General features: G+C 52.1%; 10 protein-coding genes. 9 read left to right on the top strand and 1 reads right to left on the bottom strand.

The window, feature by feature from the left end; translation table 11 throughout:
• The first annotated feature begins 94 nt into the window (after window positions 1–94).
• Entirely contained in the window at window positions 95–8,815 is an 8,721-nt protein-coding gene (locus ACFQI7_RS25165) for a cadherin-like beta sandwich domain-containing protein (RefSeq protein WP_218099723.1), read from the top strand.
• A gap of 70 nt (window positions 8,816–8,885) precedes the next feature.
• Here the strand turns inward: ACFQI7_RS25165 and ACFQI7_RS25160 are convergent, their stop codons facing one another.
• The gene (locus ACFQI7_RS25160) at window positions 8,886–9,770 is read right to left on the bottom strand and encodes a TolB-like translocation protein (RefSeq protein ID WP_218099722.1); all 885 of its coding nucleotides are present in this window, start codon (window positions 9,768–9,770) and stop codon (window positions 8,886–8,888) included.
• 123 nt (window positions 9,771–9,893) lie between these two features.
• On the opposite strand from ACFQI7_RS25160, the gene ACFQI7_RS25155 reads away from it, so the two are divergent.
• The 8 genes from ACFQI7_RS25155 (at window position 9,894) to ACFQI7_RS25120 (ending at window position 16,759) form a co-directional block, all read left to right on the top strand.
• A complete protein-coding gene (locus tag ACFQI7_RS25155) occupies window positions 9,894–10,217 on the top strand; it encodes a winged helix-turn-helix transcriptional regulator (RefSeq protein WP_218099721.1) in 324 nt (107 codons plus the stop codon).
• Window positions 10,218–10,483: 266 nt separating this feature from the next.
• Window positions 10,484–10,846, top strand: coding sequence for a MerR family transcriptional regulator (locus tag ACFQI7_RS25150; RefSeq protein ID WP_268966830.1), 363 nt, complete (start codon window positions 10,484–10,486; stop codon window positions 10,844–10,846).
• Window positions 10,843–11,574, top strand: a complete 732-nt coding sequence (locus tag ACFQI7_RS25145; RefSeq protein WP_218099720.1) for an SDR family oxidoreductase — start codon at window positions 10,843–10,845, stop codon at window positions 11,572–11,574. The genes ACFQI7_RS25150 and ACFQI7_RS25145 overlap by 4 nt, the downstream gene beginning before the upstream one ends.
• 92 nt (window positions 11,575–11,666) lie before the next feature.
• A complete protein-coding gene (locus tag ACFQI7_RS25140; protein WP_218099719.1) occupies window positions 11,667–12,140 on the top strand; it encodes a nucleoside deaminase in 474 nt (157 codons plus the stop codon).
• A gap of 282 nt (window positions 12,141–12,422) precedes the next feature.
• The gene (locus tag ACFQI7_RS25135; protein WP_218099718.1) at window positions 12,423–13,373 is read left to right on the top strand and encodes an amidohydrolase family protein; all 951 of its coding nucleotides are present in this window, start codon (window positions 12,423–12,425) and stop codon (window positions 13,371–13,373) included.
• Window positions 13,374–13,727: 354 nt separating this feature from the next.
• Window positions 13,728–14,384 carry a response regulator transcription factor gene (locus ACFQI7_RS25130; protein ID WP_218099717.1) on the top strand — a complete coding sequence of 219 codons (657 nt, stop codon included), beginning with the start codon at window positions 13,728–13,730 and terminating at the stop codon, window positions 14,382–14,384.
• Entirely contained in the window at window positions 14,381–15,826 is a 1,446-nt protein-coding gene (locus tag ACFQI7_RS25125) for a sensor histidine kinase (protein WP_218099716.1), read from the top strand. The genes ACFQI7_RS25130 and ACFQI7_RS25125 overlap by 4 nt, the downstream gene beginning before the upstream one ends.
• A gap of 45 nt (window positions 15,827–15,871) precedes the next feature.
• A complete protein-coding gene (locus ACFQI7_RS25120; protein ID WP_218099715.1) occupies window positions 15,872–16,759 on the top strand; it encodes a hypothetical protein in 888 nt (295 codons plus the stop codon).
• The last annotated feature ends 98 nt before the right edge of the window (window positions 16,760–16,857 follow it).

Raw genomic sequence — 16,857 nt, 5'->3', positions numbered from 1 at the left:
GATGTAGAATTTTCGCATGTCTTGTTGCAGCGAAAATGAATTGCATTTTCTATTAACGCTTTTGGAAAGAAGTCCAGGTGGAGGGGAAACAGAAGTGCGAAAACGTTGGAATGCCGGCTTGGCCAAGCTTTTGATCGCTGTACTGTTATTGCAGTATGTGCCTTTCTTGCATGGCGGGCTGAATGTGGCTCAGGCCGATGGGACAGTAACGGGACAAACATATGGTACCGGAACTGGGAACGGTACGGTGCAGTCGAATACATATACGCCGACACCGCGGTCCATAGCGGCCAAAGCGATCAGCAGCAATATTAAGGATTATGTTTGGGAGAGGGTCGATCTTAATCTAAAACCTGATCCGAGACAAGCCGCATCGATGGTCTACGACGAAAATGCGGGCAATGTGATCATGTTCGGCGGCGCAGACGATGGCGGCAGGCCGTTCGATGAAACATGGATTTGGGACGGCAGAGAGAAAAAGTGGGAGGAATTGTTGGATCTTTCCCCCAAGCCTCCTAAACGCAAAAGCGCAGCCATGGCGTATGACGCGGTTAACAAAAAGGTGCTTCTGTTTGGCGGGGAAGGCGAATCAGGCTTGCTTAACGACACATGGCTGTGGGATGGCATTAATGCCAAATGGGAGCAAGTAACCGGACTTGCCGTCGCTCCTTCGGCCCGTGGCGGAGCGCAAATCTCCTACGACGGCGAGCAGCTTGTGTTGTTCGGCGGCTATTCCGGCACCGGAAATTCGAAGCCGCCGCTCGGCGATACGTGGTTGTGGAACGGAACGGCGTGGACGCAGGTACAGCAGCCGGCTCAATCCCCGCCTGCTGCCTATGGAGGCCAAATGGCCTATGATGGCAATACGGCGGTACTGTACGGCGGCAATATCGGGTCGGTGATGAAGACCTATGAAAGTACGGGCACTCACGAGACAAAAACGCTCACGCACGACGACAGCTCCTCGTTGTTGTGGAAGTGGGATCGTACGGCCAAGTCATGGAGCTCGGTGGAAGGTCCGGAACCAGGTTATGGACGTTGGGGCCAAGCCATGGCTTATGACGGACGACGCGTTGTGATCTTTAGTGGGGAACGCGACTATGTCCATATGTACAACGCGGTATTAGTACCTCGCCTGAAATTGCCTTCGAGCATGTATCCCGATATGAAAGGCAAAGACGGTCCAGGTTTCGGGTGGTCTGGATCGATAGCGTATGGTTGGAACGGCAGCGGATGGGAGTATTATCATTACACAGTAGGAATGGAAGCATTATATCAAAATGAACCGAGGAATCTGCCTTTTGCTCTCAGCTATGCAAACATGGCGTTTGACGGCAAAAACTTCGTCTTGTTTGGCGGAAACCGTAATCAGATCACTATTATGGATAAGTATGGGACCGAAGGCGGTAAAGTAGTTGGTTCCATGCCTGCCGGCAATGTGAACGAAACCTGGGTGTTCGGCTTTACGCCGCCGACAGCGCCGGGTGTGAGGTTTGATGTGGAACCGTTACCTGTATTTGATCCGCAGCATACCAATGATAAAGTCAGCGTTATCGCGAGTGTGTACGACGATGGCACGAGAACGATTACCATGCGAGGCGCAGAATACCGAAAGAAGGGAGATAGCGCTTGGACTCGTGTACCGTTCACCGGTACAGAACCGAAAGGAATAGGCTCTTTTGAAGTAATCCTAACGGGGCTCGTTTGGCATCAGGAGTATGAGATTCGAGGTTACGCAGTTAACGAAGTCGGGACAAATTACACTGAAATCAAGCCTTTTATAATGAATGACGATACGAATTTGGAACCTCCAGATGTCAAATATGACCGTGTAGGCGCTTCGTTCCTACATGTCAAAGACAAGAAGCGGTTGGTCGCCATTGGTACGGGCGTCACTAACTTGCTCCGTAAACCATTAAACCACATTAATTACTTCCTGCAGGGTGAGGATGGTACAAAGTATGAGTTGGCTTACAATGTTTTAAATGACCGCCAACTGGAGCTGACATTAAAGAATCCGGGTGTTGAATTACCTCCGGGGAAATACGATGTCCGCTTGCTGCACGAAGATTATTTACATTATGTATTCCCGCAAGGACTCACTGTAACGGCGCTAGACTTCTACAAACCGCGCAACTTTGCCCGAGTAGAAGTACCGAGCACGTCGGCAAGCAATGAAGTTAGCAGCCTGATGCTGCAAGGGCCGTTTACAGAGGATCCGTCAAATGTGGGTGTGTATGTTCTCAACGACACGTCGGAAATCGTATCGATCAACGACTCCGTTATGTTCAAGGGCAGCCGCCTTAATGTAACCAAGTCCGGCGACAAGTCCACGATTAGCGGCGAAGGACGCTTGTATGTAAACGGCGGCGGATCACTGGGGACGAATGTGTCCTATACGATTCAGGACGGACCGTTCACGATTTCGTCGGATAACTTTACGATCGCTTTGAACAGTGCCGAGGCAACCGACTATTTGAACATGGGCATGCCGGTCAAGGCGAGCTCGCTCGTTTTTGCCAAGGACGGCTTGCGTCTAACCGGTGATCTTCAAATCGGCTTGCAAGTCGGCAGCCAAAAGGTGACGGAATCCGTCCCGGTGGATGGAATCAAATTCCGCAACAACCGTTTTGATTTATCCGGCACGTTTACGATGAGTAACAAATTTAAAGTGGGACCGTTTAACGTCAGCGACACCCAATTTGTCATGGACAGCCGTATTCCTTATGTTGGCGTTCAAGGCAAGGGCAGCTTGCCGGATACCGACATCAGCTTCGACCTGAGCATGAAGACCAAGCAGGGACGACTGGATGGCTTGAACTTCAGCATGTACCGCAAGGCGAAGGTGGCTTCGACCGGTCTGCAGGTCAATTATTTGTTCGGCAGCGTGGACAAGCTGGCGGACAAAACGCAAGTTCCGCAGACGTTCAGCGTCAAAGGTTCGGTGAATGATGTCATTGTGCCTGAGCTGAAGCATCCGCAGGCGAATTACAAATTTAACCTGATCGGAACCGATGCGGTGAATATGGATGTATCCTCTTACGGCTTCAACGCCAACGGGATCGAGTATTACTACTGGCTGCCTGTGAACAACATGAACATGCAGACGGTGGTGAATCCGTCAGCTGCGGGCATGAAAGGATTTACGTCTCCGGGCTTCGCTTCGAAGGGCGACATCAACGTATTCGAAGTCGTCAAAGGAGCCATGACCACGTATTCCTTCAACAAAAAAGGCTTCAACGGAGTGATCAAGGGAACCGTTTATGTGCCCAAAGGCATTCCTCGCATCGGCGGGGCGACCGTGAAAAACGTTGCGCTCAGCGTGACGGAAACCGGAATTTACGGCACGTTCCGGCATAACGGAGTAGGCGCGAACGTGAAGTATACGTTCAACAACAACACGATCCTGTTCGAGGTGGAAGCGGAGCCTCCGAAAAAGTCGTGGTGGGAAAAAGGCTTGGACTTCATGAACAATGTTTCCGACTTCATGGACGCGGCAGAACCATGGCTGGACATAGCGGAAGAATTGTTCCTGATGAAGCCGGATTCGGGCAAGCAAGTACGCATTGCCGCAGCGAATCCGCTCAAGAGAGTATTTGATTTGACGCCGATCGGCTTGTCTTTCCAACCGGAGGATACAACACAGACCGACGTTAAAGCTCGGATGGTAGATGGACAGTTTACAACGCTTGACCGGACGCCGCTGATGACGGCGGAGGCCAATGCTTCGAACGGACAGTCGAGCTCCAGCTTTACGGTAGGACGTTCCTACAACGCACTCATTGCGTTGACGGGCGACCAGCGAACTGCGGTTTTAAGCCCGCCGGCCGTGCCGAATCAGACGCAAGAGCAAGTCGTGCGGCCTGAAATGTTCTACGATAGTGCAAGCAATACGACATTTATGCGCGTGTTGTTGTCTGCTGGAACTTGGAGGCTCTCGATGAACGGCAGCAGCCGCATCAGCATCCATGAATTGCTGTTTGCGGGCGAATCGATGACGCTTGAAGCGTTGTCGAAGCTGTGGGCGCAAACGCCGGAGCGGGCGGTGACATCGCTTGTGATGGAGGAGCGTGGAGCTTACGTGCTGAAAGTTGCAGCAGCGCAGGGCGAGGTCATCGTCTATAAGCCGGACGGCCGTCCATACAGCCTGCAAACGGCGCAAAATCAGCCGGACTGGAACGCTTACCGCGATGCCAACGGCAATCTGTACGTATTGCTGAATGCAGTGGAAGCAGGAACCTGGATGATTAGCGCAGGGACGAGCCCGAAAACGTCATTATACAGCATTCTTCCTCAGGCAACGATCGGCGACGTAGCGCAGTGGGTGAAAGCCCAAGCTTATCCAACGGCGCTTGAGATGAACCGTACCGATAACGGTCAAGCCGTTGTCGAGATTTACGGAGCGGACGCCCAGACGAAGCTGTACACGCCAAGCGGCGCGCTTTATCCGTTGCAGCTTGATCCGAATCAGCCTGGCATGAATGCCATTTATGATGAACCGCAGCAGAAGCTGACCGTTCTGCTAAACGGAGACGATCTGAGCGGGCAGTGGAAGGCGGTAGGCAGCAGCTTTACCAGCATCATTGCTTACAAGTCCAGCAGGAAGTTTAAATCGATCAAGCCGATGCTGATGGAAGGCCGATTTACGAAGCGATTCGAATTGGCGGAAAAAGGCGACTACATGCTAACGGTGAGCGGCGGAGATGCGAACACGGTAATTACTGCACCGGACGGCTCGCCGTATACGCTGAACTTTAACGCTCCGAACGGCAATGCCTATTTGCAACCGGCGGCAGACCGGACGGCAAGCGGTAACGCGGGCGGAGATCCGCTGCAGCAGACGCAGATCGATACCCCGAACCCTGCGAAGGACGGACGGGATACGCTATACGTCTCGCTGCTGAATGCGCCTGCAGGCAAATGGTCGATCCAGAACGCGAAGAAGGTGGATCTGCAAATCCAGAAGCTGATCCCGCAGCCTGCGATCAAAGCATCGGCGGCGCCTGTGAGCGGTGCGGAAAACCGTATTCAAGTGATATGGTCGATGGAAAATGCAGCATCCGATGCCGAAGTGACGATCATGCTGACCGACAGCGCCGATCAGTATATCGGGGAAGTGATCGCAGACGGTTTGTCTGCTTCCGGCAGCAAGGCGATCGATATACCGGCGACGACGATTCCCGGGACTTATCATTTGACCGTGGCTGGAACAAGCGCCGGTAAAGCACCGGTATACGCGATTGCAGAAGGAATGGTGGAAGTAACCGCACCGTACACGCTGCAAGCGCCGGAGCGGCCCGAGGTGTTCTCTACCGGAAACGGCGAAGTGTCGCTGCGCTTTTCTTCCTTGCCGGGCAATGTGACGTCGTACCGGGTGTGGGTAGGCAAAGCTGCGAACGGCCAAACAGCCGTACCGGTCATGGACTTCGCGCCGCAGTCGGGGAATCTGCAGTATGCGGTCATTAGCGGCTTGTCTACCGATGCAACTTATACCTTATATGTATCGGCTATGGGGCAGGAGCAAGGGCGTCTCGTATTGAGCCCGCCGTCCGCAAGCGTAACGACGGAACTTCCCGTTCCGCAGCCGGCTGCTTTGGCCGTGGCGCTTGACGCCGGCGTGCATGCGGTTAAAGAACGCGCCTATACGGCGATTGACGGCAATAAAGAGACGATGCTGCTTACAGCGGCGGAGCAGGCTTCCTTGCGTGTAACTGCCAATCAAAGCGCAACATTGACGCTGACGGTTAATGGACAGCAGCTTGGCAGCGGGCAGGTAGCGGCTGGCGGAACGTATGCGTTCGCGCTGCAGGAGCTGCTTAACGTAAGCGTGCTGAAAGAACGCGACTACAACGTGCTGATCGAAGCGGTCAACGATCGCGGCGACCGCAGCACGGCGTACCGCAAGCTGTTTGTGGATCGCACCGGGCCAATGCTGATCGTGTCCGGAGGCGATGACGCACAGGGCAAGCGGATTGCGCTGAACGGCACCGTTACGGCGGACAGCAAAATATATATTGCCGGTCAAACGGACTCCGGCGCGAAGCTGGACATCAACGGAACAAGGGTGCCTCTTGATGACGCAGGGCGCTTCGTATACTACGCCCCGCTCGACTGGGAAACTCAGGCCGACCGCAACAAGTTTACGGTTACGGCTTCGGACGAGATAGGCAACAAGACCGAATCCGGATTTGAAATATTGCGGGACACCGCGGATACGATCCCGACTTATCGTAGCGACCTTGCGGCGCTGACGACAGGTAACGCGACGATGAGCACGCCATATACATTCGGCACGACTTCGTATCAGGCGGTGGCTTACTCCGATAAAGTCCGAGTCTATGCGGTTCCGGTGGTATCGGCCTCTGCAGTGACGATAGACGGACAGGCGCTTACGGACGGCGGCTATGTCGAGATAGAGGTGCCGACGGCAGGCCGTACCGTGCAAATCCAGGTTCAGCCGGGTAGTGTGGCGGGTAAAACTTATACACTGCACATCACCGGAATGGGCTCCAGCGTTGCTGCATTGCGCACGCTGAAGCTGAACAACGCGACTGCCGGGCAAAACGGCGATGCGCTTGCTGCGCAGCCTTTTACGGGAGCGGAAAATAGCTATACCGTATATGTAGGCAACACAGTGGACAGCGTTACTTTGACAGCCGGTGCTTTGCAAGCGGGATCCGGCATCAAGGTCCAAGGACAAGCGGTTCAGAGCGAGCAGGCCTCGCAGGCGATTACGCTGCGAGTGGGCGAGAATCAAATTCCTGTGACGGTTACTTCACCGAACAGCTCGGAGATGCGCAGCTATCAGGTGGCCGTGTGGCGGGAGCCAAGCAGCAATGCACAGCTGCAGCAGTTGGGTCTGGCTACGGAAGGCGCGGAGCTCGTAACCGCCTTCCATCCGGCCGCATTGAATTACCAATTGCTTGTGCCAAGCGCAGCGGATGAGGTAAAACTGCTGCCGGTGGCACAGCAAGCCGATGCAACGATTCGAATCAATGATCAAGAGGTAGCGAAGGGCTTGGTTGCGTCGATCCCATTCAAGCTGGATCAAACTGCGCAAACCGCCGCCATCGAAGTCAGCGCGCAGGATGGCACGAAGCTCACGTACACCATTTCCTTGCTGCGTAAGCAGGCGTCGCCTGCGAAGCCGCCTTTGCTGGCAAGCTTACAGGCGGATAGCGTTCTAGGTGGTGCTTTCAATCCTTACAAGCTGAACTACGGCACGATCGGAACGACGACGAACGGCAACGCGGCTATAACGGCGATGGCCAATGATCCGGAGGCAACCGTGACGGTAGCGGACGAATCATTGAAGGGCGGCGGCAGCTTCTTGCCTAAGCTTAACATGGGGGATAACACCTTGATCGTGAGAGTGGAATCCGCGAATAAGGAAGCCTCGCAGACGTACTCTATCGACGTGAAACGCGTAGAGGAACAATCTTCTTCTGAAGAACCGATCCAAAATGCGCGCCAAACGACGATTACGGGCGGCGCCGGAGGCTGGACGGATCAAACGACGATCGTTCGGACGCGTACGGAAGAAGGAAGAACGCTCGATATCGTGAAGCTGGATGCCGAGAAAACGCGCGACGTACTCGACAAAGCGGTTCAGAACAAGGACAGCATTGCACGCATTTACGTGACGGATGTACCGAATGCGCCGGCGGATGAGCGGATTGTCAGCTTGAGCGCCGATTCCGTGTCCTTGCTCGCTAAGGGCGGCATGTCGCTGCAAATCTTGCTGCCTGACGCGCAGCTCGCTTTATCGGCAGCTTCGCTGCAACAGCTGAGCAAAGATGGCAAAGATGCTTATTTCCGGGTTGTTCCGGTCCGCGACAATGCCGAGCGCAGCGAGGTTACTGCGCGCGTGCAGACGGCCGAGCTGGTGCGGAATGCGGCGGGAGGCCGATCAGTCACCGTCTTCGGTCAACCGGTCAAGATTGAAACGAATTACACCGGGTACACGACAGAGCTCCTGTTCCCGCTCGATCACTTGACGCTGCCGGTCAATGAGGCGGCCGCCAAACAAATCCTATCGGAGCTGGCTGTATATATTGAGCACAGCGACGGCGACAAGGCGCTTTCGCAAGGCGAAATCCGTTACGATGCGGAAGGCAAGCCGGTCGGAATTGCGATTGAAATTAATAAGTTCAGTACGTTTACCATTATCCAGAAGAACGGATCGGATGCGCTGAAAGTGCTGGAGCCGTACTTGTCCGGCTACCCGGACGGCACCTTCCGCCCGGCGCAGGCAATCACGCGTGCGGAGCTGGCGACGATCCTGCATCGCATCGGTGCACGCGGCGCCGCAGGCCAAGCGGGGACGGCACAAGCGAAGGGTTATCCTGACGTTGCCGAATCCCATTGGGCGGCGGAAGCGATCGCCGACATGCAGCGTGCAGGACTGATGCTTGGCGATGACAACGGGCTGTTCCGTCCGGACGACGCAATTACCCGCGGCGAGATGGCCAGCATTGCGGCCAGATTGCTTCCGCAAACCGTGAACGGCGCGGCGCTGCCGGGCGATTACGGCGATACTTCGGGGCATTGGGCATCCGAGGCGATCAAGCAAGCTTCGCAGGCAGGCATTTTACAAGGCTATCCGGACGGTTCCTTCCAACCGGATAACAAGCTGAATCGCGCGGAAGCCGTCAAGGTGTTGAACAAATTATTTGAACGACTGACGGCAAGCGTGCAATCTTCGAGCTGGCCGGACGTACCGAAGGACCACTGGGCAATCCAGGACATTGAGTCGGCTTCCGGCACAGTGAGACAATTGTCCGATGGCAGTGTATATGTAGTACCAAGCCATTAATAATGGAACGTCAAAACCCATGAGTGCTAATATGCTCATGGGTTTTCTTCGATTTCAATGAATGTGCCGCTCAGGAAAGCGGCCAGCCGATCTGGAAAATATGAGCAACGCCATCCTTCTCTCCGACGAAGTAAAGATTTTTCTGATCGTTGCTTAGCCGGGGCGAGCGGAGTTTGCGTATCCCCCATCGTTGAAGGCCAAGCGGTTTTGCTTCCGTCCAGCGTCCGTCCTTGTTGTAGCTTACAAACAAATCGGAACTTCGGCCAAACAGCAGGATACTTTCATCCGGGCTGATGCTCGGATAAGCGTCGATATCGGCAGAATTGATTTCATCCCCCAAATGCTCAGGTTCCGAATAGGCACCGTTCACGAAGCGGGAGCGGTAAATATCATCCTTCCCTTTACTATCCGAGCGAAACGAAGTGAAGTACACCGTTCCATTCGCGCTGACGGAAGGATAATAGTGGAAATCGTCGGGTTTTGCTTTGGGGATGCCTATACGTTGCGGCTCGCTCCAGCCTTGTTCCTTTTTGTCTGCAACCCATAAGTCGAGGGAAGCGGACGGTTGCTGTCCCGGAAAGGAGCGGAAGGAGTGGAAATATACTTTTCGCGTATCGCTGCTTAGGAATGGGGTGCCTTCGTGTACCGACGAGATACTGAACGTTGGGGTGACCGGAGCGCTCCAAGCTCCATCCTGCATATGCGTCTCATAAATAGCGAACGAGCGCCCGGCCACTTCTTCGAATAGCATCGTTTTCATATCGGGAGAGAAAATGAAATTATCGATACGTTTCTTTAGGGAAGTTCCGTTAACCCAAATGACAGGCTCGTTACCGCTGACGGTCTTTTCACGAGGCTCTGGCAAGGCAGTGGTTTCCTGACGGACTTGGTTCCCGCAGCCGCATCCTATGAACATAACCAAGACAGCGATTAGCGCTAATTTCTCTGTACGCATGAAAAAGCCCTCCTGTTTTTAAATGATTTGGAAAAATAAGGTATGGTATAATGGACTATATCAAAAAAGCACCGGCTGCATAAGAAGGCACTTTTTAGTAACGGCATTAGGGGAGGGGAGCTTTTGGAGCGCGAACGAGATCATTATCGCTGCTTGGTGGATGTAGCGCTGGAAGTCATCGGGGCGAAATGGAAACCATTGATTATTCATCATCTGTGCAGGAAGCCCCACCGGTTTCGTGAGCTGGAGCGCAAGGTTCCGTTCATCACAAGAAAGATGCTGATTCAACATTTGCGCGAATTGGAGCGGCACGGTGTTGTGAGCCGAGAAATACGGCCCGCCAGGCCGGTTCAAGTGGAGTACGCCATAACCGAGTATGGACAGACATTATATCCGGTACTGCAAGCGTTATCGGATTGGGGAAAGCTCCATCTTGAAAAGGGGTAATACATAGATTGCAGCGATCCCTGATCACTATCGTTTTCGGACAAGTCAGAACAACAAGCGGCTTTTCCTGCAATGGAGAAGTCGTTTTTTTGTCATTCATTAAAAGTAAAAATTAGGGTAAACATATTCGCATCTACTGCCAAATGGATTATGACACTGTTCGTTTGTTAACTCGGAGCATGCCGCTTGACCTTCACATGATGTGATGGTTTAGAATGACGATATGAGCCGAGAAAAGGGGAGGGATTACAATCAACATCAGTGAGTTGTCGAGAAGGACGGGCGTGAGCCTGAGTTCTTTGCGATATTACGAAGAAAAAAATTTGCTGAATCCTACGCGATTGGAGAACGGTTACCGAGATTATGCGGAGTCCGATGCGGAAAGAGTCGAATTTATCCAGCTGTATTTTAGCCTTGGACTGACGGCCAAAGAAATTATGGACTTTTTCGAATGTTTGTTCCAAAGCGGGGAGAAGCCCCAATGTCTCCCGAATGCGATTGAAGTGGGTGAACGAAAATTAGCCGAAATCAAAAAACAAATCGATATTTTAAGCAAAGCCGAGTCGCGGTTGGAAGAGAGTTTGTCGAAATGGAAACATATGGTCAGCGGGACGGAGGGGATGGGATGAATACGATGAATCAGCAGCGTATTGCGCTTGTGACCGGGGGGAACCGCGGGATCGGCAAAGAAATTGCCCGGCAGCTTTCCCAGAAAGGTTTGCACGTATTAATCGGATGCCGCGACGAAGAAAAGGGGCGAGATGCCGTCAATCAGTTGCGCAAGGAAGGGGGATCGGTAGAACTCGCGGTCGTTGAAGTGAATCGTCCGGGCAGTATCGCTCAAATGATGGACCGTGTGGCGCAGCGGTTCGGCCGCTTTGATGTTCTCGTGAATAATGCAGGAATCATTCTGGATCGGGGCACTTCCGTTTTGCAAGTGGAGCAGGCGGTTATGCAGGAAACGTTTGAGACCAATTACTTCGGAGCGCTTCATCTGATGCAGGCCGTAGTACCGTTAATGAAACAGCAGCAATACGGACGCATCGTTAACGTCTCTTCGGCGTTGGGGTCTTTTCAGGTACATCAAGGCATGCTGGGTCTAAAAGGCAGTTCGGCCGCTTACCGCATCTCGAAAACGATGCTCAATGCTTTGACTTGTTTAGTGGCACAGGAAGTCGAAGGTTCGGGCATCAAAGTGAATGCCGCTTGCCCGGGCAGGGTACAGACGGACATGGGAGGAGCCGATGCGCCCCAGACGGTCGCCGAAGGAGCCGATACGGCCGTTTGGCTTGCGACGCTCGATGAAGACGGCCCGAACGGCGGTTTTTTCCGCAATCGCACGAAAGCGGAATGGTAATATCGGCATCGAGTGGGAAGGATCGTTTCGTTATAATTGAACTTTCCCTCATGCAGCATGGTAAAATGTAGCGTGTAAAGGGAGATGATTAGATGGAAAATACAAGCAATCCGTGGATCGAACGGGTTATCCAACTGGCAGAGGAGAATGCGGCGATAGGAGGAGGACCGTTTGCGGCGCTCGTGGTGCGAGGAGAGGAAATCGTAGCGTCCGGCGTCAACTGCGTTCATACGACCTGCGATCCGAGCTCGCATGCGGAGCTGCTGGCGATTCGGGATGCTTGCATGCGGCTTGGCAAAGTAGATTTGTCGGATTGCGAGCTGTACGCGAGCGGGGAGCCTTGCCCGATGTGCATGGGAGCCATATATTGGGCCAAGCTCGGATCGGTGTATTATGCATGCAGCAAAAAAGAAGCGGCAAGCGGCACCGGGTTCGTCGATCCGCTCAGCCACTTTTATTCGGATATGTTACAGGCGCCCGAGAAGCGGACGATTCCATTCCAGCATATGCATTCGTCTCGCAAACTCGAGCCATTTAACATTTGGGCCCAAAAACATAACGGTTAAAACCATAGAACAAGAGCCGATTTCTTCGCATTGGGAGATCGGCTTTTTTCACATTCGAAAACAGGCTCCGCAATCGAAATACGATTTGCCGGATGCTAATGTTGCACGGATCGATCAGCGAACATTTATAAACCAAACATTCCCTTTACCGCGCCAGCGGACAACACTTAAACTAAACATAATATCGAAAACAAATGATGAGTCCTGTTCGGGCAGCATTGCATGGACGGAGACGAAGATCGAGCAGTCGTATGACACTGCTGAAAGGAAGGCGGGCAAACGATGGGCTTCAGGCCGGATTTGTTTCACAAATACAAGCATCTTGGGCTTATTGATGTACATAATCACGATGCGGATTATTATGCAGAGAAAGGCTCGATCGCTATATGGGAACGATACCATATCGATAAAACGGTACTATTCGGATCGATTTCCGAACCGGCCGCGATGGTCAGCGATAAGCGGTCCTGGAAGGCGTACACGAAATATCCGGAGAAGTTTTATCCGTTCTTTTCCGGCTTTTCCATGTATGATGAAGGAGCGCTTGCCGTTGTAAAGGAGAAACTGGAAAAAGGGTACTACGGCGTCGGAGAGACGGTAGCCGCCTCCACGTATTCTCCGCTCACTTCGAAATTGCAATGGAAAGCACAGCATCCGATGGACGGCAACCTCCCGGCGATCTACGAACTTTGTGCACAATACAAGGTGCCGATATTGTTACATATCGATCCGCCTTTCGGGGAACCGATAGACAGGCTGAAAGAAGCGCTTCGCGCATTTCCGGACACGAAGTTTATATTCGCACACGCCAATGTATATAATCCTCCGGAACGGATGGAGAACCTGCTTAGCCGCCATACCAACCTCTATATTGATTTTTTCGCAGGGTTTACCGTTTATGACCCTAATAATCAATATGCTTTAGAAAGCTACATTCCGCTCATCCGAAATTATTCCGAACGATTCTTTTTAAGCACAGATTCCGCCACGGCACGAAACCTCAATTATGAAAAGGCGATTAATGCGATGTACGAAGTCATCGACTTATGTGAAGATGAAGCGATCGGCGAGCAAATCGCAAGACGAAACTTTCTGGAAATCATTGAAGCGCAGCCGGCGACCCGGACGCAAATCGACTTAATCGAGCGCAACGCACTGGAGTACGATATGAAGGCTATGAACAAGCGAATGGCCAATGAACTCATCATTGCGAATAAGCTGGATGAACGGTAATAATCATTGCGAGGCTGCCGCTGGCAGTCTTTTGTTGCGTGCAAAAAGCCCTTTTAACGCTATAGATTGCTCCCCAACTCGAGCAAAAGCTGGAGTTGCAGTCCCGCACAAAGAGTGAATTTGGTGAGCGATTGTGCAACTTTCATCCGTATGTGAACGTTGTTGTAAATGAAGACATTCTCATCAATGGATTTGGACAACCTGCTGCTCGCCAAAGATGAAGCCGGTCAAATGCGTTGGTACGCTGCTGTTGTTCGGCCCATGTGAAGGTCAAATCCGTAACAAAATGCCGGCGCGCCTCGCCCCGCGATGTCTATTTCTTTCATGTGCTACAATAATACCGGAGGTGGCTTTATGGCGCATATTCTCATCGTCGAAGACGAACAATCCATAAACGATCTTATTGCCATGAACCTGGAACTCGTAGGCCATACCAGCGAACAAGTATATGACGGCGACGAGGCGCTTGTATGCTTAAACAATCATACTTATTCATTGATCATCATGGATGTTATGCTGCCGGGATTGGACGGCTTTCGTCTGATGGAGCACGTCGATCAGGATACGCCGGTCATTTTCCTTACGGCAATGGGCAATTTGTCCGATAGGGTCAAGGGGCTAAAGCTTGGCGCGGACGACTACATCGTAAAACCGTTCGAAACCGTGGAGCTGCTGGCACGCATTGATGCGGTGCTTCGCCGGATTCAGCGGGCAACGCCACTATTTTCGCTTGACGGTACGGTGGTGAATTTGGATAGCCGGGTGATCACCGTGGACGGCAGTGAAATTGAAATGACGCTCCGGGAATTCGAACTGCTGGAGACGCTGATCAAAAATAAAAATATTGCGCTGTCCCGCGAGAAGCTGCTTCATCTCGTGTGGGGTTATGATTATATCGGTGAGACGAGAACCGTTGACGTACATATTCAAAAACTGCGCAAAAAATTAAACTGGGATAGCCGAATAAAGACGGTGTATAAAATGGGATACCGGCTTGAGGCAAGTCCATGAAATTTTGGCAAAAAACGTTTATCGTCATCCTTGCGGTTTTTATCGTATTCATTAATATATGCCTGTACCTCATCGCCAGATACTATTACACCCTGGATATGAAACGTGACGCCGACAGGGCGCTCGGAGAATATCATTTTATATCGAAAAGCGTTTACCAGACGCTCGACAGCATGTACTTCAGGGAACAAACGATACCGGTGCCCGACTATATGCAAAGTTTTATGCGTTCCTACGCCGATTATTACGCAAAGCAGCATGTATATTTGGAGCTGTGGAACGCCGGTAAGCCGATTTTCTCGAATACACCGTCCGACGCCGATAGCCATGCTACAATCCAAAGCCTTATTCAGGATGCGGACGATTCCAAGATACAGATGATTAACGACATGAACTATTTGTTTATTACCGGTAACGTTAGCGATCATGATGGTAAATATACGCTTGTGTACGTGCGCGATAAGTCCGAGCTGTATGTGGCCCAATCCCAGCTTACCCGTTATTTGATCATCGTAAGCATTTCAATGGAAATCGCGCTAGCCTTGGTGCTGCTGCTTCTGCTAAGGAAACTTACCTCTCCGGTACGAGCTTTGCAGAAAGCCGCTTTTGAAATCGCCGGCGGCGTATATGATCGTAGAATAAGTATCGCGGGCAAAGATGAATTCCATGAACTTGCCGTAAGTTTCAATCAAATGGCGGCAAGCATTCAGGAGAAAATATCCGAGCTCGACCAAACGGCGCAAAATAAACAGCGTCTTGTCGACAATCTGGCACATGAACTGCGGACGCCGCTAACGGCTATACGCGGGTATGCGGAATATTTGCAAAACGCCAATGCCCGTGAACAGGATCGCATCAAGGCGGCAAAATATATTTTGAGTGAAACCGACAGGATGCAGAGCCTTGCGTTCAAATTGCTGGATCTTGCGCTTTTAAGCAACAGTACCATCGATTTGCATCCCATTGTTCCTTCACTGTTGATAGATTCGGTGAATCAGGCAGCGGAACAGAAGCTGAGTGAAAAACATATCAAGCTGGATGTTTCCTGTATGCTGCATGAACTGACAGGGGACCCGGTGCTGCTGCAATCTTTGCTGATCAACCTCATCGACAACGCAGCGAAAGCTTCTACTCCGGGTTCAACCATTCGCTTATCCGTCTATGGCGGCGCTGTCCCCATCCTGGAAGTGCAGGATTTTGGCTGCGGCATGGAAGAGGAACAGATCGCGCTGGTGTGTGAACCGTTCTATCGCGTGGACAAAGCACGTACCCGCCATGCGGGCGGCGTCGGACTGGGGTTGTCGCTTTGCCGGCAAATCGCTATTTTGCATGGAGCGGAGCTGACGATACAATCCCGGCCGGGCGTAGGTACGACGGTGCAGGTCATTTTTACAACTCCTTTACAACTCTCTGAAAACTCGATGATATCGGGCGGGCTATGATGGTTTCGTAGTACTACAGAACAAGTTGAAGAGGAGACGATCGGGATGGTAAAGGTCAATAAAACAATGAACAAGGTATGGGTATTTAGTGTAGCTGCCGCGCTGATTGCCGGGAGCGGTGTAACCATGAATTTCATTTTGAGCAACAAGACGTTTGCGGAAACCGGCAAACAGGTGATCGAATATCAGCCGGACCCTTTGCAGAAGACTGTTGAAACGCCAGGTAAGACGGAAGCCAAAGCGGAATACACAGTGATAGACCAGTCGAAATCTTTTACAAAAGATGAACTGATGGATTCGCCCAAAGTAAAGGGACTTAGTCCGGAGGCGAAGGAGCAATGGGTCGACGGCATCCAATCCACCTATATCCCCGGGGATAAAGATCTTTCCGCGGAACAAGCCGCGGCCTACGGGGCAGCCGTACTCAAAAAATCGTTTGCCGCAAATCTTAGCGGTTACACGGCCCGTGCCATGTTTTTAGGGGGATCTCTCCCAGGTACCGACACCTGGACGATTTCATTTGATCCGGCGAGTTCATCCGGTCAACCGAACGGTTCTACCACAGCAGCTGCAAAATCATTTAATGTTTATATGAACGCGGTTAGCGGTACGATCATGAATGCCAGTGCTTTCGACGGGTCATCAGTCTCTACGCCGAAAAAGGCGGATGTGAACGACCCGGCATGGCGCGAAACGGCGGAGCAAGCGGTGGCTGTCCTGCTGCCCAAAAATATTTCCATCGTCAACAGCAAAGTGGTATCGTCACAAAGCCCCAATTTCGGAGTGCCCGTCCTGTGCGAGCTGTCTAACGGTACTGCCTATGTTGTAGGCATATCCGGCGAAAGTAAGGATGTAGTCAACCTGTACTTTTTCCAAGACGGATATGATGGCAGCCTGGAAAACTCGATCAACAAGCAAAAAGGGATGAAATAAATAAGCGTCAACCAAGAGGCACTGAAACGGGCTGTTGTTTCCATAGGGAACAGCGGCTCGTTTTCACGTTGGGACGGAACGAAACGATCCAAAAATGA

Source organism: Paenibacillus allorhizosphaerae (assembly GCF_042659105.1).
Lineage (GTDB): Bacteria > Bacillota > Bacilli > Paenibacillales > NBRC-103111 > Paenibacillus_G > Paenibacillus_G allorhizosphaerae.
The sequence above is the reverse complement of the archived record's forward strand: the minus strand, read 5'-3'. Positions and strand labels throughout refer to the sequence as shown.

Excerpts from the sequence above, each read along its gene's own strand:
- ACFQI7_RS25160 (WP_218099722.1), bottom strand. The coding sequence starts at position 9,770 with ATGCGTACAGAGAAATTAGCGCTAATCGCTGTCTTGGTTATGTTCATA.
- ACFQI7_RS25145 (WP_218099720.1), top strand. The coding sequence starts at position 10,843 with ATGAATACGATGAATCAGCAGCGTATTGCGCTTGTGACCGGGGGGAAC.
- ACFQI7_RS25140 (WP_218099719.1), top strand. The coding sequence starts at position 11,667 with ATGGAAAATACAAGCAATCCGTGGATCGAACGGGTTATCCAACTGGCA.
- ACFQI7_RS25135 (WP_218099718.1), top strand. The coding sequence starts at position 12,423 with ATGGGCTTCAGGCCGGATTTGTTTCACAAATACAAGCATCTTGGGCTT.
- ACFQI7_RS25130 (WP_218099717.1), top strand. The coding sequence starts at position 13,728 with ATGGCGCATATTCTCATCGTCGAAGACGAACAATCCATAAACGATCTT.
- ACFQI7_RS25125 (WP_218099716.1), top strand. The coding sequence starts at position 14,381 with ATGAAATTTTGGCAAAAAACGTTTATCGTCATCCTTGCGGTTTTTATC.
- ACFQI7_RS25120 (WP_218099715.1), top strand. The coding sequence starts at position 15,872 with ATGGTAAAGGTCAATAAAACAATGAACAAGGTATGGGTATTTAGTGTA.